Annotated in this window: 16 protein-coding genes; all 16 read left to right on the forward strand. The window is 64.7% G+C overall.

The window, feature by feature from the left end; genetic code table 11:
* Positions 1–76: 76 nt before the first annotated feature.
* Positions 77–826, forward strand: coding sequence for a flagellar basal body rod protein FlgF (locus H681_RS08790; RefSeq protein ID WP_015476500.1), 750 nt, complete (start codon positions 77–79; stop codon positions 824–826).
* 46 nt (positions 827–872) lie between these two features.
* Positions 873–1658, forward strand: coding sequence for a flagellar basal-body rod protein FlgG (gene flgG, locus H681_RS08795; protein ID WP_015476501.1), 786 nt, complete (start codon positions 873–875; stop codon positions 1656–1658).
* 61 nt (positions 1659–1719) lie between these two features.
* Complete coding sequence (gene flgH, locus H681_RS08800) at positions 1720–2412, forward strand: flagellar basal body L-ring protein FlgH (protein ID WP_015476502.1); 693 nt, start codon at positions 1720–1722, stop codon at positions 2410–2412.
* Between the two features lie 95 nt (positions 2413–2507).
* A complete protein-coding gene (locus tag H681_RS08805) occupies positions 2508–3590 on the forward strand; it encodes a flagellar basal body P-ring protein FlgI (protein WP_041712513.1) in 1083 nt (360 codons plus the stop codon).
* Between the two features lie 10 nt (positions 3591–3600).
* A complete protein-coding gene (gene flgJ / locus H681_RS08810) occupies positions 3601–4800 on the forward strand; it encodes a flagellar assembly peptidoglycan hydrolase FlgJ (protein WP_015476504.1) in 1200 nt (399 codons plus the stop codon).
* A gap of 279 nt (positions 4801–5079) precedes the next feature.
* On the forward strand, positions 5080–7104 hold the full coding sequence (gene flgK / locus H681_RS08815; protein ID WP_015476505.1) for a flagellar hook-associated protein FlgK: 2025 nt from the start codon (positions 5080–5082) through the stop codon (positions 7102–7104).
* Between the two features lie 15 nt (positions 7105–7119).
* Positions 7120–8421, forward strand: coding sequence for a flagellar hook-associated protein FlgL (gene flgL, locus H681_RS08820; RefSeq protein WP_015476506.1), 1302 nt, complete (start codon positions 7120–7122; stop codon positions 8419–8421).
* A gap of 406 nt (positions 8422–8827) precedes the next feature.
* On the forward strand, positions 8828–10339 hold the full coding sequence (locus H681_RS08825; protein WP_015476507.1) for a flagellin: 1512 nt from the start codon (positions 8828–8830) through the stop codon (positions 10337–10339).
* A gap of 77 nt (positions 10340–10416) precedes the next feature.
* Positions 10417–10767, forward strand: coding sequence for a flagellar protein FlaG (locus H681_RS08830; RefSeq protein WP_015476508.1), 351 nt, complete (start codon positions 10417–10419; stop codon positions 10765–10767).
* A gap of 81 nt (positions 10768–10848) precedes the next feature.
* Entirely contained in the window at positions 10849–12300 is a 1452-nt protein-coding gene (fliD, locus tag H681_RS08835) for a flagellar filament capping protein FliD (protein WP_015476509.1), read from the forward strand.
* Between the two features lie 126 nt (positions 12301–12426).
* Complete coding sequence (gene fliS / locus H681_RS08840) at positions 12427–12807, forward strand: flagellar export chaperone FliS (RefSeq protein ID WP_015476510.1); 381 nt, start codon at positions 12427–12429, stop codon at positions 12805–12807.
* Between the two features lie 14 nt (positions 12808–12821).
* Positions 12822–13118: a flagellar protein FliT gene (locus tag H681_RS08845; protein ID WP_015476511.1), complete on the forward strand. Its 297-nt coding sequence runs from the start codon at positions 12822–12824 to the stop codon at positions 13116–13118.
* Positions 13119–13377: 259 nt separating this feature from the next.
* Complete coding sequence (locus H681_RS08850; RefSeq protein ID WP_015476512.1) at positions 13378–14853, forward strand: sigma-54 dependent transcriptional regulator; 1476 nt, start codon at positions 13378–13380, stop codon at positions 14851–14853.
* 120 nt (positions 14854–14973) lie between these two features.
* Positions 14974–16200 (forward strand): sensor histidine kinase, encoded by a 1227-nt coding sequence (locus H681_RS08855; RefSeq protein WP_015476513.1) that lies wholly within the window; start codon positions 14974–14976, stop codon positions 16198–16200.
* Between the two features lie 5 nt (positions 16201–16205).
* Positions 16206–17612, forward strand: coding sequence for a sigma-54-dependent response regulator transcription factor FleR (fleR, locus tag H681_RS08860; RefSeq protein ID WP_015476514.1), 1407 nt, complete (start codon positions 16206–16208; stop codon positions 17610–17612).
* 151 nt (positions 17613–17763) lie between these two features.
* On the forward strand, positions 17764–18102 hold the full coding sequence (locus H681_RS08865; RefSeq protein WP_015476515.1) for an endonuclease domain-containing protein: 339 nt from the start codon (positions 17764–17766) through the stop codon (positions 18100–18102).
* The last annotated feature ends 368 nt before the right edge of the window (positions 18103–18470 follow it).

Raw genomic sequence — 18470 nt, forward strand, 5'->3', positions numbered from 1 at the left:
CTAGTTCTGGCACGTCCCTTGCTGAATAGCCTTCAAACGCCCGCGAGCGGCAATCGACGCGGGCCTGGAGGATTCGATGGACAAGATGCTGTACGTGTCGATGAGCGGGGCGAGCCAGAACACCCTGGCCATGCGCGCTCACGCCAACAACCTGGCGAACATTTCCACCAACGGCTTCCGCCGCGACTTCGAGCAGGCGCGTTCGATGCAGGTGTTCGGCGACAGTTTCCCGTCGCGGGTCTACGCCATGAGCGAGCGCCCGGCCACCGACTTCTCCGCCGGCAGCCTGCAGGAAACCGGTCGCGACCTCGACGTCGCCGCCAGGGGCGACGCCTGGATCGCCGTGCAGGCGCCCGACGGCAGTGAAGCCTATGTGCGCACCGGCAGCCTGGAAATCGACGCCCTCGGCCAACTGCGCACCGGCGACGGTTTGCCGGTGATCGGCAATGGCGGGCCGATCGCCGTGCCGCCGCAGGAAAAGATCGACATCGGCGAAGACGGCACCATCAGCATCCGTGGCCTGGGCGACAACCCCAGCGTGGTGGCCGAGGTGGACCGCATCAAGCTGGTCACCCCGGACCCCAGGCAACTGGAGAAGGGCCTCGACGGCCTGGTGCGGGTCAAGCAGCAGCCGGGCCAGCCGGCGCCGCAGGCCGACGCCAACGCCACGATCGAGTCGGGCTTCCTCGAAGCGAGCAACGTCAACGCGGTGGAAGAGATGACCTCGATCCTCTCGCTGTCCCGCCAGTTCGAGCTCCACGTAAAGATGATGCGCACTGCCGAAGACGATTCGGCAGCGATGGCGCGGGTTTTGCAATTCAGCTAATCACCTGATCGAGGCGCCATGAATCCGGCGCCCGAGGAGAACGACGATGCTTCCGGCACTGTGGGTCAGCAAGACGGGTCTTTCGGCCCAGGACATGAACCTGACCACCATTTCCAACAACCTGGCGAACGTTTCGACCACGGGCTTCAAGCGCGACCGCGCGGAGTTCCAGGACCTGCTGTACCAGATCAAACGTCAGCCGGGCGCCAATTCCACCCAGGACAGCCAACTGCCGTCGGGCCTGCAGCTGGGCACCGGCGTGCGCATCGTCGGCACCCAGAAGAACTTTACCGAAGGCAGCCTGCAGACTACCGACCAGCCGCTGGACATGGCGGTCAACGGCCGCGGCTTCTTCCAGGTCCTGATGCCGGACGGCACCGTCGGCTACACCCGCGACGGCAGCTTCCACCTGGACTCCGACGGCCAGATCGTCACCGCCAACGGCTACGCGCTGGAGCCGGCCGTGGTGGTGCCGAACGAGACCCAGACCTTCACCGTCGGCCAGGACGGCACCGTCTCGGTGACCACCAACGCCAACCCGCAGCCGCAGATCATCGGCAACATCCAGACCGCCGACTTCATCAACCCGGCCGGCCTGCAGGCGATCGGCAACAACCTGTTCCTGGAGACCGGCTCCAGCGGCGCGCCGCAGGTCGGCACGCCGGGGCTGAACGGCCTGGGTACCGTGCAGCAGAACACCCTGGAAAACTCCAACGTCAACGTGGTCGAGGAACTGGTGAACATGATCACCACCCAGCGCGCCTACGAGATGAACTCCAAGGTGATCTCCACCGCCGACCAGATGCTCTCCTTCGTCACCCAGAACTTGTAGTGAATGACGGAGCCCCAGGCTCCCGTGAGTCGTAATCGCTCTCCCCGAGAGGTAGCTGTAAATGAACCGTTCCCACCTTCTTCCGCTGCTGGCCATCGCCGCGCTGGCCGGGTGCGTCAGTCCTCCGCCGAAACCGGACGACCCCTATTACGCCCCCGTGCTGCCGCGCACCCCGGTGCCCGCCGCGCAGAACAACGGTTCGATCTACCAGGCCGGTTTCGACAACAACCTCTATGGCGACCGCAAGGCCTTCCGCGTGGGCGACATCATCACCATCACCCTCAACGAGAAGACCCAGGCCAGCAAGAAAGCCAACTCGGACATCTCCAAGGACAGCAACACCAAGCTCGGCCTGACCTCGATGTTCGGCAGCGGCCTGACCACCAACAACCCCATTGGCGGCGGCGACCTCAGCCTGAGCGCCGAGTACGGCGGTTCCCGCGATGCCAAGGGCGACAGCCAGGCCGGGCAGAGCAACAGCCTGACCGGCTCGGTGACCGTCACCGTGGCCGACGTCATGCCCAACGGCATCCTCGCCGTGCGCGGCGAGAAGTGGATGACCCTGAACACCGGCAACGAGCTGGTGCGCATCGCAGGCCTGATCCGCGCCGACGACATCGCCACCGACAACACCGTGCCGTCCACTCGCGTGGCCGATGCGCGCATCACCTACTCGGGCACCGGTGCGTTCGCCGATGCGAGCCAGCCGGGCTGGTTCGATCGCTTCTTCCTCAGCCCGCTGTTCCCGTTCTGAACAGGGTGAATGTCATGCTCATCGTAGGAGCGAGATTGCTCGCGAAATTCTCTGCCAAAGGTGTTCGCGAGCAAGCTCGCTCCTACATCTTCCTGATGCTCTGTGCGCTGCTGGCCGTGCCGGCCGCCCATGCCGAGCGGCTCAAGGACATCGCCAGCATCCAGGGCGTACGCAACAACCAGCTGATCGGCTACGGCCTGGTGGTGGGCCTCAACGGCAGCGGCGACCAGACCACCCAGACGCCGTTCACCCTGCAGACCTTCAACAACATGCTGGCGCAGTTCGGCATCAAGGTGCCGGCCAACGTCGGCAACGTGCAGCTCAAGAACGTCGCGGCGGTGTCCGTGCACGCCGACCTGCCGCCCTTCGCCAAGCCGGGCCAGGCCATCGACATCACCGTGTCCTCCATCGGCAACGCCAAGAGCCTGCGCGGCGGCAGCCTGCTGATGACCCAGCTCAAGGGCATCGACGGCCAGACCTACGCCGTGGCCCAGGGCAACCTGGTGGTCGGCGGCTTCGACGCCGAAGGCCGCGACGGCTCGAAGATCACCGTCAACGTGCCGTCGGCCGGCCGCATCCCGGCGGGCGCCATCGTGGAACGCGCGGTGCCCAGCGGCTTCGACCAGGGCAACAGCCTGACCCTGAACCTCAACCGCCCGGACTTCACCACCGCCAAGCACATCGTCGACCGCATCAACGACCTGCTCGGCCCGGGCGTGGCCCAGGCCATCGACGGTGGCTCGGTTCGCGTCAGCGCGCCGCTGGACCCTAACCAGCGCGTGGACTACATGTCGGTCCTGGAAAACCTCGACGTGCAGGCCGGCGAAGCCGTGGCCAAGGTCATCATCAACTCGCGCACCGGCACCATCGTGATCGGCCAGAACGTGCGCGTGTCGCCGGCCGCCGTGACCCACGGCAGCCTCACCGTGACCATTACCGAAGACCCCATCGTCAGCCAGCCCGGCCCCTTCTCCAACGGCCAGACCGCCGTGGTGCCGCGCTCGCGGGTGAACGCCGACCAGGAAGCCAAGCCGATGTTCAAGTTCGGCCCGGGCACCACGCTGGATGAAATCGTCCGCGCCGTTAACCAGGTGGGCGCCGCGCCCAGCGACCTGATGGCGATCCTCGAAGCCCTGAAACAGGCCGGCGCGCTGCAAGCCGACCTGATCGTGATCTGAGGACGCCAGCGTGGACGCCAAACTCTTCTCTGCCGGCACCTCCGGCGGCAACTCCGGGGCCTACACCGACCTCAACCGCCTGGCGCAGCTGAAAAGCGGCGCCGGACGCGACAGCGAAGGCAACATCCGCAAGGTCGCCCAGGAGTTCGAATCGCTGTTCATGAACGAAATGCTCAAGTCGATGCGCTCGGCCAACGACGTGCTCGCCGAAGGCAACTTCATGAACACCTCGACCACCAAGCAGTACCAGGAAATGTACGACCAGCAACTGGCCGTCAGCCTGTCCACCAAGGGCCACGGCATCGGCCTGTCGGACGTGCTGACCCGCCAGCTGTCGCAGATGAACGGCGGCAAGCGCAGCGCGGCGGCGAACCCCTTCGCCAAGGTTGCCGAGACGTCCACCTGGCCGTCCACCCAGGGTGTCAACGCCAGCGGCAAGACCTTGCCGCAACCGGCGCAAGGCCGCGACGACTCCAGGCTGCTCAATGCCCGTCGCCTGTCCCTGCCGGGCAAATTGGCCGACCGCGTGATGGCCGGCATCGTGCCGGGCGCCGCCAGCGCGGAAGGGCCGGGCAAGCCGCTGGCCAGCAACGATTGGCAGACCGCCAAGTCCTACGCCAGCGCCGTGGACGCCATCGACGCCGCCGCCGGCGCCCAGGACCTCAGCGGCCGCCGCTACGCCCAGCCGCCGCTGGCGCCGGGCAAGTCGGCGTTCGGCTCGCGGGATGAGTTCATCTCCACCATGCTGCCGATGGCGCAGAAGGCCGCCGAGCGCATCGGCGTCGACCCGCGCTACCTGGTGGCCCAGGCCGCGCTGGAAACCGGCTGGGGCAAATCCATCATCCGCGAGCAGGATGGCTCCAGCAGCCACAACCTGTTCGGCATCAAGTCCGGTTCGCGCTGGGACGGCGATTCCGCGCGGGCGGTGACCAGCGAATACGTGAACGGCAAGAAGGTGAAGGAAGTCGCCGCGTTCCGCTCCTACGACTCCTTCGAGCAGAGTTTCCACGACTACGTGAGCTTCCTGCAGAACAACGACCGCTATTCGGACGCGCTGGACTCCACCCGGCGCCCCGAGCAGTTCATGAAGGAACTGCAGCGCGCCGGCTATGCCACCGATCCGAACTACGCCCGCAAGGTCGCGCAGATCGCCAAGCAGATGCAGGTGTACCAGGCGGTCGCCGCGGCGGACACCCCGCCCCTGGGTTAGTAGGGCCTGTCGATGCTCCGTTGTGGCCTCGACGGTTCCCGTTTTGCGCAGGGTAGGGCGCAAGGAGAAGTTTTAGTGATTTCAAATAGACAACCCAGCAGCGCACGCTGCGCAAAACAGGAACCGTCCCTTCGGGTTGCGCGGCAAATCGCGCCATGCTGCGTTGCGGGACTTGCCAAGGGACTGACCATTGCCTGCGTCCCGCGTCTGGCCTGGCGCGATTTGGCGCAGCAACGCGGCTCACAACGAAACACCGACAGGCCCTAAGGAAAACAAGCAATGAGCGATCTACTGTCCATCGGCCTGTCCGGCATCCGGTCCAACCAGACGTCGCTGGGGGTGACCGGCCACAACATCGCCAACGTCAACACCCCCGGCTATTCCCGCCAGCAATCGGTGCAGCAGACCGGCATCCCGCAGTTCAACGGCGCCGGCTACATCGGTTCGGGCAGCCAGGTGGTCGACGTACGCCGGCTGGCCAGCGATTTCCTGTTCTCCCAGGTGCGCACCGCCACCAGCCAGGCCAATGAACTCAACGCTTTCCAGGGGCAGATCGAGCAGCTCGACGCCTTGCTGTCCGACACCACCACCGGCATCAGCCCGGCGTTGCAGAAGTTCTTCGCCGCGTTGCAGACCGCCGCCGCCAACCCCTCGGCCACCGAAGGCCGCGAGGCATTGCTGGCCGAGGCGCAGGGACTGTCGAAGTCCTTCAACACCCTGTACGACCAGCTCGACAAGCAGAACAGCCTGATCAACCAGCAGCTCGATTCGCTGGCCAACCAGGTCAATTCCCTGGCGTCCAGCGTCGCCAGCTACAACGACGCCATCGCCAAGGCCAAGGCCGCCGGCGGCCAGCCCAACGACCTGATCGACGCCCGCGAAGAAACCATCCGCAAGCTCTCCGAGCTGATCGGCGTGCAGGCCGTGCCCCAGGACGACAACACCATCAACCTGTTCATCGGCACCGGCCAGCCGCTGGTGGTGGGCACCACCACCTCGACGCTGCAAGTGGTGCCGGGTATCGACGACCCGACCCGCTTCCAGGTGCAACTGGCCAGCGGCAGCGCCGTGCAGACCATCACCACGCAGATTTCCGGTGGCCAGATGGGCGGCCTGCTGGCCTACCGCGACACCGCGCTGGACGCCTCGTACAACAAACTCGGGCAGATCGCCCTGACCTTCGCCGACGCCGTCAACAAGCAGCTCGGACAAGGCCTGGACCTGTCCGGTAACGCCGGCAGCAAGCTGTTCGGCGACATCAATGCATCGGACATCGCCCGCTTGCGGGTATTGGCGCAGTCCAGCAACACGGGAACGGTCGATGCCCAACTGCAGATCACCGACACCAGCAAGCTCGGCGCCAGCGACTACCGCCTGGAATATGACGGCGCCAAGTTCACGGCACGCCGCCTGAGCGACAACGCGCCCATCGAGGTCAAGGTGAGCGGTACCGGCCCGTACACCCTGAGCTTCGCCGACCAGGCCGGAGTCGGCCAGGGCTTCGAGGTGACGCTCAATGCCTTGCCGCCGGCCGGCGACGGTTTCACCCTGCAACCCACTCGCCGCGGCGCGGCGGACATCGAAACGGTGCTGACCAAGGGCGATCAACTGGCCTTCGCCGGCACCGCGCGCAGCGAAGCCACCACCAACAACCGCGGCACCGGCACCATCGGCCAGCCCACGCTCACCGGCGGCCCGTCGCCGGTGGTGGTCGACGATCTGCAGCGCCTGTTCGGCGGTGGACTGAGCCTGCAACTGGACGCCGGTGGCACGCAACTGAACGGCACGCTGCCGCCGGGCGCCAGCCTGAGCTACGTCTCGCCCGATAGCGCCGGCCTGACCTCCGGGCAGACCAACACCCTGCGCCTGGACTACACCGACCCGAACACCGGCAACCAGTACAGCTACGAGTTCACCCTGAGCGGCGCTCCCCAGGCCGGCGACACCTTTACCCTGGGCATGAACAGCAAGGGCATCTCCGACAACAGCAACGCCCTGGCGCTCTCCGGCCTGCAAAGCAAGGCCAGCGTGGGCGGCACCGGCAGCACCGGCGCCAGCTTCAACGACGCCTACGGCGGCCTGGTGGAGCGTATCGGCACCCTGACCGCGCAGGTGCGCAACAACGCCGATGCCAGCATCACCGTGCTCAAGCAGGCGCAGGACAACCGCGACTCGCTGTCGGGGGTGAACCTCGACGAGGAGGCGGCCAACCTCATCCAGTTCCAGCAGTACTACAGCGCCTCGGCCCAGGTGATCCAGGTCGCCCGTTCACTGTTCGACACGCTGATCGGCGCGTTCCGCTGATAGAGGAAGTTGACCATGCGAATCTCCACCATCCAGGCATACAACAACTCGGTCGGCGGCCTGCAGCGCAACTACTCCAACATCACCCGCACCCAGGAGCAGATCAGCACCGGCAAACGCATCCTCACCCCGGCGGACGACCCGGTGGCCTCGGTGCGCCTGTTGCAGCTGAGCCAGGAGCAGGCGCTGAACGACCAGTACAAGAGCAACATTACGGCGGCGAAGAACAATCTCACCACCGAGGAATCCATCCTCGATTCGGTGGGCAACGTGTTGCAGCGCATCCGCGAGATCGCGGTGGAGGCGGGCAACGGCGCGCGGGACGATTCCGACCGCAAGGCGCTGGCCACCGAACTGGCGCAACGCGAGGATGAGTTGCTGAACCTGCTCAACAGCAAGGACGCCAGCGGCAAGTACCTGTTCTCCGGCAGCCAGGGCGATCAGCAGCCCTTCGTGCGCAATGCGGATGGCACCTACAGCTATCAGGGCGATGAAAGTCAACGCCAGGTGCAGATCGCCAGCAGCACCTTGCTGGGCATCAGCGACAGCGGCAAGGCGCTGTTCGAGGATGTGCCCAACGCCAATCGGGTGATCACTGCCGGCGCCACGGGCAATACCGGTACCGGCCGTATTTCGCTGGGCATGGTGGACGACAAGGTCGACTACGACACGGTGTTCCCGTCGAGCAATCCGCCGTCGGCCACCGATGGCGTGGGTATCCACTTCCTCGACCAGAACAACTACGTGGTCTATGACCCTGTGCAGTTGCCGGCGGGTTATGACTGGAGCACCTACGACCCGACCTCGCCGCCTGCCGGCCAGCTCACCACTGGCGCCATCGATGACGATCCGTTGACCAAGGATTACATCCGTTACGGCGGCGTCAGCGTGATCCTCGACGGTACGCCGAAGGCCGGCGACGAGTTCAGCATCACGCGCGACCCGGAGCACGAGAAACGCAGCCTGCTCAACGTGGTATCGGACTTGCGCAAGGCGCTGGAAAAAGCGGGCGACGACACCGAGAGCAGCAAGGCGATCCGCGATGCCACCGGTGTGGCGATCTCCAACCTGGACTCGGCCAGTGGCCAGGTGTTGAAGGGGCGGGGGCAGATCGGTGCGCGCTTGAACACCATCGACTCCACCGAGACCTTCATCGACGACGTGAAGCTGGTGAACGCTGGTGTTATCTCCGACCTGCAGGACCTGGATTACGCCGAGGCGCTGTCGCGTCTGTCGATGCAGTCCACCATCCTCCAGGCCGCGCAGCAGAGCTACGTGAAGATCAGCGGGTTGAGCCTGTTCAACTTCCTCAACTGAGCCCGCCTGGACAATGAGAAAGCCCACGAGCCTGAACTCGTGGGCTTTTTCATTTGTTTTTCGTAGGAGCGAGCTCGCTCGCGAACCGCCCTGCATCGAAGCCGCCGGGAAGCTCATTCGCGAGCAAGCTCGCTCCTACAGGGGAGGGTGGCATGGGGCTTTTCGCAGGAGCGGACACGGCATCGCGGATCGGTGTGCATATCCCGCTGCAACCATTCACCGACTTTGGCTGGAGATGGTTTGCAAGTGACTGATTCAAAAGCTGAAAAAATCTCTTGAATTTTTTCCTAAAGCTCCCTGGAGCAACGCCGATACATAGGACGAATGCGAATTCTTGGTGTCCCTGAGCAAGCAGGCCGAGATATCGCAAGCTCAGGAACGAACAGGACCTCTGAAGGAGACCATCATGGCCCTTACCGTCAATACCAACATTGCTTCCCTGAACACCCAGCGCAACCTCGGCAGCTCGTCGAACGCCCTGAACACCTCGCTGCAGCGCCTGTCCACCGGCAACCGCATCAACAGCGCCAAGGACGACGCCGCCGGCCTGCAGATCTCCAACCGTATGACCAGCCAGATCAGCGGCCTGAACGTTGCGGTGCGCAACGCCAACGACGGTATCTCCCTGTCGCAGACCGCCGAAGGCGCCCTGCAGCAGTCCACCAACATCCTGCAGCGTATGCGTGACCTGTCCCTGCAGTCGGCCAACGGCACCAACGACGCCACCGACCGCAAGGCCCTGCAGAAGGAAGTCAGCGCCCTGCAGGATGAACTGACCCGTATCGCCGACACCACCACCTTCGGTGGCCGCAAGGTGCTGGACGGTTCCTTCACCAACGTTGACTTCCAGGTTGGCTCCAACGCCCGTGAAACCATCAGCGTTTCCGTCGGTGCTGCTAGCTCCGACGATCTGGGGACCCACGCCGTCAAAGGTCGTTCCGCTGCCGCTACCACTTCCTTCGGTACGGCAACCGCGGCGGCCGCCGCTCTTCCGACTACCAACGGCATGACCGCCAGCACCTTGACCATCACTGGTCCGGATGGTCAGGCGACCACGGCCAGCGTTGGTGGAGCCACCGGTAGCAGCGCTGCAGCCGTGGCCGCAGCCATCAATGCCGAGGAGTCGAAAACCGGCGTCAAGGCAGAGGCTCGTACCAAGACCGTGATTTCCGATCTCGGTGGTGTCGGTGATGTCTCTCTGTCGCTGACGGGTAAAGGAGGGGCAGCTGTACCGATCACTGCGAACATCAGCGATGCCACTGATCTTTCCAGCCTGCGCGACGCGATCAATGCCAAGAGCTCGTCCACTGGCATTACCGCCAAGATCGACGACAAAGGTAGCCTGACCCTGGAGTCGAAGGCTGGCGACAATATCGGTATCACTGACCTGAAGGTGGGTGCCCTTACCGGTACTGCGGCTACTGCAACCGTCAAGTCCTATGATTTTGACGATAACGTTGTAAGTACTGCGAGTCTGACGGCGACTGACGACTCTACGTTGGTAACTGGCGATATCCGTGCCACTGCTCTGAGTGGCTTCAGTATTCAGGCGTCTGCCACTGACGGGAAAATCTTCGCCACTACTGCGACCAACTCCGCTATGGACACCGTGCAGTCGATCGACATCAGCGACGTGAACGGCGCCCAGCAGGCCATCGGCATCATCGACTCGGCCCTGGCCCAGATCGACAACACCCGTTCCAGCCTGGGTGCGGTGCAGAACCGCTTCGACAATACCATCGCCAACCTGCAGAGCATCGCCGAGAACGTCGACTCTGCCCGCAGCCGCATCAAGGACGCCGACTTCGCCGCGGAAACCGCGACCCTGTCGAAGAACCAGGTGCTGCAACAGGCCGGTACCGCGATCCTGGCCCAGGCCAACCAGCTGCCGCAGTCGGTGCTCAGCCTGCTCCGCTAAGGTTGAGGGATCGTCGATCCGACTACGGGAGGAAGGGGCAACCCTTCCTCCCTTTTGGCTTTGCGAAGGAGTGAATCATGGACGTTGGCAACGTAGCCGGATCATCGGCGTTCCAGGGCGCCTCGCGCAGCGAGCCCGCGCCTCCTTCCACTCCCGTCGCCGCGCAGCAGAATGCGGAGGCGAACGGAAGCGATGCGCGTGACGTACGCGCCCGCCTGGATGCCGCCGTGTCGGATATCCAGAAGCATGTACAGGGCGTTCGTCGCAATCTCAACTTCAGCATCGACGACGCGACCGGCGACGTGGTGGTCAAGGTCATCGATGGGGAATCCGGCAAGGTCGTGCGGCAAATTCCTTCCGAGGAAGTGCTGAAACTTGCCGCCCGCCTGGAAGACATGCGCAGCCTGATGTTCGAAGCCCGCGCCTGACGCGGGAGAGGTAATTGGCGCAGTTCTTGCTCTGGCTTATGCCAAGCGGAGTTTCGCGCAGTTTCTTGACGGAGAAGGGAAATGGCTACCACCATCACCGGCCTTGGCTCGGGCCTCGACATCAACAACATCGTCAGTACGCTGGTGGCGGCGGAAAAGGCCCCCAAGCAGAACCAGATCGATAAGCTGAGCAAGGACACCACCGCCAAGATCACTGCGCTGGGCAGCCTCAAGAGCGCCATCAGCGATTTCCAGACGGCCCTGGCCGATCTGAACAAGATCGACAAGTTCCAGGGGCGCACCGTCAGCTCCTCCAAGACCGATCTGCTCGCCGCCTCGGGGACCGCCAAGGCCGGCGTCGGCAGCTATCAGGTCGAAATCCAGCAACTGGCCCAGGGCAGCAAGGTCGCCCTGGGCGCCGTGCCGTCCAATGGCGACCAGGCCGCGACCTTTGGCAAGGGCAGCCTGACCATCAAGCTCGGCGACACCGCGTTGCCGGCCATCGAGGTCAATGAGAGCAACAACACCCTGGCCGGGCTGCGCGATGCGATCAACAAGGCCGGCAAGGACGAGGGGGTCAGCGCCACCATCGTCACCGATGCCCACGGTTCGCGCCTGGTGCTCAGCAGCAGCAAGATGGGTGATGGCAAGGATATTTCCGTTGCCGTCAGCGGCGACGACGGCAGCGGCAGTGCGAGCCTGAACAGCCTGGCCTTCACCCCCAGCGCCGCACCGACCGACCCCGACGCCACCGACCCGCCGGTGCCGAGCGACCCGGCTGCCGCCCGCATGCTGAGTCGCGCCAAGAGTGCCGAGCTGACCATCGATGGGTTGAAGGTCATCAGCGACTCCAACACCGTGGAGAACGCGCTGGAAGGCGTGACCCTCAACCTGAAGGGCGTGACCGAAGCCGGCAAGCCGCTGAGCGTCGGTGTCAGCCTGGATACCGATGGCGTCAAGGACAACATCAAGAAGTTCGTCGATGCCTACAACAAGCTGATGGGCACCATCAAGGAACAGACCGTCGTCACCAAGGTCGGCGAGGACAAGGCACCGGTTACCGGCGCGCTGGTCGGCGATGCCACCGTCCGCAGCCTGCTGAGCAACGTGCGCAACGAGCTGGTAGCCACCCAGGGCGATGGCGGTGTGCGTGTGCTCGCCGACCTGGGCATCACCACCAAGCAGGACGGCACCCTGGAGCTGGATACGAAGAAGCTCGACAAGATGGTCGGTTCCAATTTCGAAGACGTGGCCAATCTCTTCGTCGGCGACAACGGGCTGGCGACTCGCCTGACCAGCACGCTCAAGCCTTATACCGATACCGGCGGTGTACTCGAACTGCGCAACAAGGCGCTGCAGACCACTCTGCAGAGCGTCGACAAGCAGCAGGAAGACCTGAATCGCCGGATTACGTCGCTCCAGGAACGCCTGCTCAAGCAGTTCAACGCGATGGATGCCCTGGTCGGCAGCCTGCAGTCCACCGCCAACAGCCTGACCAGCCAGCTGGCCAGCCTGCCGTTCGCCAAGAGCTGATCGATAGCCATCGTGCCGTGCTCGGCGTGAAGCCGGGCACGGCAAAAAAACCTCAAGAAGCCTTCAAGCTCCTGCCTTACTGGCCGATACCCTGGTCAGTAGATGAATTTCCAGCAGGAGCCTGCCATGTACGCCATGAGAGCCATGAAGCAATACCAGCAAGTCAGCCTGGAGTCGCGCGTTGCCGAGTCCTCGCCGCACGCTCTGATCCAGATGCTGATGCAGGGTGGCCTGGAGCGCATGGCGCAGGCGCGTGGCGCCATCGAGCGCGGCCAGTTGGCCGAGCGTGGCGAGCTGATCAGCAAGGCCATCGGCATCGTTGGCGGCCTGCGCGAGGCGCTGAACCTGGAACAGGGCGGTGAACTGGCGTCGAACCTCGACAGGCTTTACGGTTACATGACCGAGCGTCTGCTGGAGGTCAATCGCAGCGGCAATAGCGCGATCCTCGACGAGGTGTCCGGCCTGCTGCGTGAAGTGAAATCGGGCTGGGATGCGATCGCCGCCTGAAAGAAGGAAGAGCCATGAACCAGGCCATGCAACAACTCAACGAAACCCGCGCGGCACTCTCCGCCGCGATGCACAGCAAGGACTGGGACGCCATTGGCGAGCTGGACCGCGCGTGCCGCGAGCAGGTGGACGTGGCCATGCAGGACGCCGGGCGCGACGAGCAGGTCCTGCGCGAAATGATGGAGCAGCTGCTGGCGCTCTACGGCGAACTGGTCAAGGTCTGCACCGCCCAGCGCACCGCCATCGGCGAGGAACTGACCGCCGTGCGCCGTTCCAGCCAGGGCGCCAAGGTCTACCAGATGTTCGGCTGATCCGTTCGGATCGGTTTCCCCGGGCGGTCCACGGGCCGCCGTCGAGTTCGTGCGAACTGGCTCTCAGTTCCAATGCCATGACCCGGATCAACACCCTTCGTCGGGCCACATCAAAAAAAGCACGCCATAAATTTGACTCTTGCCACATTTTTGACTTTACTAGTGGCCAAATGCTGGCGAATGCGAGGAATTGTGTCATCGCCAGTCTCGTGTCAGCAGCCGTTCGACGGCCTCAAAGCCCCGGGATGACAAGCTAAAGATGTGGCGCGAAACCAAAATTCTCCTGATCGACGACAACCAGGATCGGTGCCGTGACCTCTCGGTCATCATCGGTTTCCTGGGTGAAGACCAACTCTCCTGCGGCAGCCGCGAGTGGCGCCAGGCGGTCGACGCGTTGCCCAACGGCAGCCGCGACGTGCTCTGCGTGCTGCTCGGCAACGTGGAAAGCAAGGGCGGATCGCTGGAACTGCTCAAGCAACTGGCGAGCTGGGACGAGTACCTGCCCGTGTTGCTGCTCGGCGAGCCGGCGCCCGGCGACTGGCCCGAGGAGTTGCGCCGCCGCGTGCTGGCCAGTCTCGAGATGCCGCCCAGCTACAACAAGCTGCTCGACTCCCTGCACCGCGCCCAGGTCTACCGCGAGATGTACGACCAGGCCCGCGAACGCGGCCGTCAGCGCGAGCCCAACCTGTTCCGCAGCCTGGTCGGCACCAGCCGTGCCATCCAGCAGGTGCGGCAGATGATGCAGCAGGTCGCCGACACCGACGCCAGCGTGCTGATCCTCGGCGAGTCCGGGACCGGCAAGGAAGTGGTGGCGCGCAACCTGCACTACCACTCCAAGCGCCGCGACGCGCCTTTCGTGCCGGTCAACTGCGGCGCGATCCCGGCGGAGCTGCTGGAAAGCGAACTGTTCGGCCATGAGAAGGGCGCCTTCACTGGCGCCATCACCAGCCGCGCCGGCCGCTTCGAACTGGCCAACGGCGGCACCCTGTTCCTCGACGAGATCGGCGACATGCCGCTGCCGATGCAGGTCAAGCTGCTGCGCGTGCTGCAGGAGCGCACCTTCGAGCGTGTGGGCAGCAACAAGACGCAGAACGTCGATGTGCGCATCATCGCCGCGACCCACAAGAACCTCGAGAAGATGATCGAGGACGGCAGCTTCCGCGAGGACCTGTACTACCGCCTCAACGTCTTCCCCATCGAGATGGCCCCGCTGCGCGAGCGCGTGGAGGACATCCCGCTGCTGATGAACGAGCTGATCTCGCGCATGGAGCACGAGAAGCGCGGGTCGATCCGCTTCAACTCCGCCGCCATCATGTCGCTCTACCGCCACGACTGGCCGGGCAACGTGCGCGAGCTGGCCAACCTGGTCGAGCGCCTGGCGATCATGCACCCCTATGGCGTGATCGGCGTGGGCGAGCTGCCGAAGAAATTCCGCCACGTCGACGACGAGGACGAGCAACTGGCGAGCAGCCTGCGCGAGGAACTGGAAGAGCGCGCGGCGATCACCGCCGGCCTGCCGGGCCTCGACTCGCCGGCCATGCTGCCGGCCGAGGGCATCGACCTGAAGGACTATCTCGCCAACCTGGAGCAGGGGCTGATCCAGCAGGCGCTGGACGATGCCTCCGGCGTGGTTGCCCGTGCCGCCGAACGCCTGCGCATCCGCCGCACCACTCTGGTGGAGAAGATGCGCAAGTACGGCATGAGCCGTCGTGAAGAGGAAATGGCGGAGGATTGACGCCTCCGTCATGCTCGTTTCTATAAGTCATTGAAAGTAAACGATTAATTTTTAGGCACGCGGTTTGCTAAGACTCATCCGACCGACAGTTCTACGACGTCGGACGGATGAGAGAACCGCATGATGCCAGTCGCCCAACGCCAGCCCGAAACGACCTCCCACGCTCCCGTCGCCGTGAGCGGTTCGCTGGAGGAAAGCAGCCGCGCGAACCTGGAACAGGCTTTCGCCCTGTTCAACCAGATGTCCAGCCAGCTCAGCGAGTCCTATAGCCTGCTGGAAGCGCGCGTCACCGAGCTCAAGGGGCAACTGGCCCTGGTCAGCGCCCAGCGCATGCAGGAGCTGGCCGAGAAGGAGCGCCTGGCCAACCGCCTGCAGAGCCTGCTCGACGTGTTGCCCGGCGGCGTTATCGTGATCGATGGCCAGGGTGTGGTGCGCGACGCCAACCCGGTGGCGGTGGCGCTGCTCGGCAAGCCGCTGGTGGGCATGCTCTGGCGCGAAGTGATCGCCCGCAGCTTCGCCCCGCGCGCCGACGACGGCCATGAAGTGTCCCTGCGCGATGGGCGCCGCGTGTCCATCGCCATTCGCTCGCTGAACGGCGAGCCCGGCCAGCTCATCCTGCTCAACGACCTGACGGAAACCCGTCGCCTGCAGGACCAACTGGCCCGCCACGAACGCCTGTCCGCGCTGGGCCGCATGGTTGCCTCGCTGGCTCACCAGATCCGTACGCCGCTGTCCGCCGCCATGCTCTATGCCAGCCACCTGAGCGAGCAGGCCCTGCCACTGGAACAGCAGCAGCGTTTCGCCGGGCGCATCAAGGAGCGCCTGCACGAGCTGGAAAACCAGGTGCGCGACATGCTGGTGTTCGCCCGTGGCGAACTGCCGCTGCCGGATCGACTGGCGCCGCCGCAGTTGTTCGCCAGCCTGCGTGCCGCTGCCGAATCCCATGTCACCGGCCTGAATGTCCGCTGGCAGTGCGACGCCCGCGCAGGTGAGCTGCTGTGCAACCGCGACACCCTGGTCGGCACGCTGCTCAACCTGGTGGAGAACGCCATCCAGGCCGCCGGCCGCGAAGTGCGGCTGAAGGTGCACCTGTATGCGCGCGGCGACAGCCTGCGCCTGTCCATCAGCGACAACGGGCCGGGCATGAGCGCCGAAACCCTGGCGCGCCTGGGCGAGCCCTTCTTCACCACCAGGACCACCGGCACCGGCCTCGGGCTGGCTGTGGTCAAGGCCGTCGCCAAGGCCCACCAGGGCGAGCTGCGCCTGCGCTCGCGCCCCGGCCGAGGCACCTGCGCCACCCTGATCCTGCCGCTGATCGTGGCTCAATCCATCGCTCACAAGGAATGAACACCATGACCGCCAAAGTCCTGCTGGTCGAAGACGACCGTGCCCTGCGTGAAGCCTTGTCCGACACCCTGATGCTCGGCGGGCACGACTTCGTCGCCGTCGACTGTGCCGAGGCCGCGCTGCCGGCGCTGGAGAAAGACGCCTTCAGCCTGGTGATCAGTGACGTGAACATGCCGGGCATGGACGGGCACCAGTTGCTGGGCCTGATCCGCGCGCGTTATCCACAGCTGCCGGTGCTGCTGATGACCGCCTACGGCGCGGTGGACCGCGCGGTGGAAGCCATGCGCCAGGGCGCGGCGGATTACCTGGTGAAACCTTTCGAGCCGAAGGCCCTGCTGGAGCTGGTGGCGCGTCATGCCCTCGGAACCGTCACCAGCGGCGAAGACGACGGGCCGGTGGCGCTGGAGCCGGCCAGTCGGCAATTGCTGGAACTGGCCGCCCGCGTGGCGCGCAGCGATTCCACCGTGCTCATCTCCGGCGAGTCCGGCACCGGCAAGGAAGTGCTGGCGCAGTACATCCACCAGCAATCGCCGCGTGCGGCCAAGCCGTTCGTGGCGATCAACTGCGCGGCGATCCCGGACAACATGCTCGAGGCCACCCTGTTCGGCCACGAGAAGGGCGCCTTCACCGGCGCCATCGCCGCCCAGCCGGGCAAGTTCGAACTGGCCGACGGCGGCACCATCCTCCTCGACGAAATCTCCGAGATGCCGCTGGGCCTGCAGGCCAAGCTGCTGCGCGTGTTGCAGGAGCGCGAAGTGGAGCGCGTCGGCGCACGCAAGCCGCTCAGCCTGGACATCCGCGTGCTCGCCACCACCAACCGCGACCTGCTCGGCGAAGTGGCGGCGGGGCGCTTCCGCGAGGACCTGTACTACCGTCTTTCGGTCTTCCCGTTGGCTTGGCGCCCGTTGCGTGAGCGTCCCGCCGACATCCTGCCGTTGGCCGAGCGGCTGCTGGCCAAGTACGTCCGCAAGATGAACCTGGCGCCGGTCAGCCTCGGTGCCGATGCCCGCGCCGCCTTGCTGGCGCACCCGTGGCCGGGCAACGTGCGCGAACTGGACAACGCCATCCAGCGCTCACTGATCCTGCAGCAGGGCGGTCAGGTGCAGGCTGCCGACCTGTGCCTGACCGCGCCTATCGGCCATGCGCCGCGTCCGGTGCTGGCCGCCGTGCCCATGCCGCAGGCTCCGGCCAGCGTCGAATTTCCGTCGCCGGCCGTGCAGGACGCGGGCGCGCTGGGGGAAGACCTCAAGCGCCGGGAGTTCCAGATGATCATCGACACCCTGCGCAGCGAGCGCGGCCGCCGCAAGGAAGCCGCCGAACGCCTGGGAATCAGCCCACGTACCCTGCGCTACAAGCTGGCGCAGATGCGCGATGCGGGGATGGATGTGGAGGCCTATCTGTACGCCAGTTGATGGATTGCGAGTTCCCCTCTTGGCCCGCCGTTGTGCGGGCTTTTTCTTGGTGGCGCTCGGTGGTTTCTTCGGTGAGAAACAACCCTCGTCCGGCAGCAGGCGGATTCGAAATGCCGGACCGTCTTCCTGGTTGGCTATCAGGGAGTGGGTTATGGACGACGTGGAATTTGCGAGGGAGCTGCGGCGACGGCAAACCGATGCGGAGCGGCGGTTGTGGGGATGTTTTCGAGATCGAAGATTTCTCGGATTGAAGTTTCGCCGGCAGGTGCCCTGCGGAATGTACGTTCTGGACTTCTACTGCCATGAGTTGAAGCTGGCGGTGGAGCTGGATGGTGGGCAGCACTTGGAGTCTGCATACGATGCTGAGCGGGATGCCTGGTTGGTGCGGCAGGGGATTAGGGTTTTGCGCTTCTGGAATCATGACGCTCTGGTGCGAACTGATAGTGTGCTGGAGGCTATTCGTTTGGTGGTCGAGTCCGGCGTGGGCTGATTGCCCTCACCCCAACCCTCTCCCGGAGGGAGAGGGGGCTGTCCTCTGCCCATCGGAATATTGGCGTTCGTCCTGATAGGTGCGCGGTGAAAGACTCGCGCTGGTAGCGAGGAACGCCTATTGAGTGGCAGCGGATTCATGATTCACGAAGTCTCACCGAAGTTTCCGGCGAAGCACCGTCCTTCACGCAGGCGCCGATCTACCCCCTCTCCCTCTGGGAGAGGGCTGGGGTGAGGGGCTCTTGCTCTGTTCCGGACTCGCCTTGAATGCCTGATTCCAGAGCTGTTGCTCAACGATCCCATCCATCCTGAAAACCTGGCACCCAAGTTGCAATCCCCTGTGCAAAGCGCCGCGTAGCGTCAAAAACC

This window comes from Pseudomonas sp. ATCC 13867, assembly GCF_000349845.1.
Classification (GTDB): Bacteria; Pseudomonadota; Gammaproteobacteria; order Pseudomonadales; family Pseudomonadaceae; genus Pseudomonas.

Bases quoted from the DNA above. Each gene is read 5' to 3' on its own strand.
- H681_RS08790 (WP_015476500.1), top strand. From the start codon at position 77: ATGGACAAGATGCTGTACGTGTCGATGAGCGGGGCGAGCCAGAACACC.
- flgG (WP_015476501.1), top strand. From the start codon at position 873: ATGCTTCCGGCACTGTGGGTCAGCAAGACGGGTCTTTCGGCCCAGGAC.
- flgH (WP_015476502.1), top strand. From the start codon at position 1,720: ATGAACCGTTCCCACCTTCTTCCGCTGCTGGCCATCGCCGCGCTGGCC.
- H681_RS08805 (WP_041712513.1), top strand. From the start codon at position 2,508: ATGCTCTGTGCGCTGCTGGCCGTGCCGGCCGCCCATGCCGAGCGGCTC.
- flgK (WP_015476505.1), top strand. From the start codon at position 5,080: ATGAGCGATCTACTGTCCATCGGCCTGTCCGGCATCCGGTCCAACCAG.
- flgL (WP_015476506.1), top strand. From the start codon at position 7,120: ATGCGAATCTCCACCATCCAGGCATACAACAACTCGGTCGGCGGCCTG.
- H681_RS08825 (WP_015476507.1), top strand. From the start codon at position 8,828: ATGGCCCTTACCGTCAATACCAACATTGCTTCCCTGAACACCCAGCGC.
- H681_RS08830 (WP_015476508.1), top strand. From the start codon at position 10,417: ATGGACGTTGGCAACGTAGCCGGATCATCGGCGTTCCAGGGCGCCTCG.
- fliD (WP_015476509.1), top strand. From the start codon at position 10,849: ATGGCTACCACCATCACCGGCCTTGGCTCGGGCCTCGACATCAACAAC.
- fliS (WP_015476510.1), top strand. From the start codon at position 12,427: ATGTACGCCATGAGAGCCATGAAGCAATACCAGCAAGTCAGCCTGGAG.
- H681_RS08845 (WP_015476511.1), top strand. From the start codon at position 12,822: ATGAACCAGGCCATGCAACAACTCAACGAAACCCGCGCGGCACTCTCC.
- H681_RS08850 (WP_015476512.1), top strand. From the start codon at position 13,378: ATGTGGCGCGAAACCAAAATTCTCCTGATCGACGACAACCAGGATCGG.
- H681_RS08855 (WP_015476513.1), top strand. From the start codon at position 14,974: ATGATGCCAGTCGCCCAACGCCAGCCCGAAACGACCTCCCACGCTCCC.
- fleR (WP_015476514.1), top strand. From the start codon at position 16,206: ATGACCGCCAAAGTCCTGCTGGTCGAAGACGACCGTGCCCTGCGTGAA.
- H681_RS08865 (WP_015476515.1), top strand. From the start codon at position 17,764: ATGGACGACGTGGAATTTGCGAGGGAGCTGCGGCGACGGCAAACCGAT.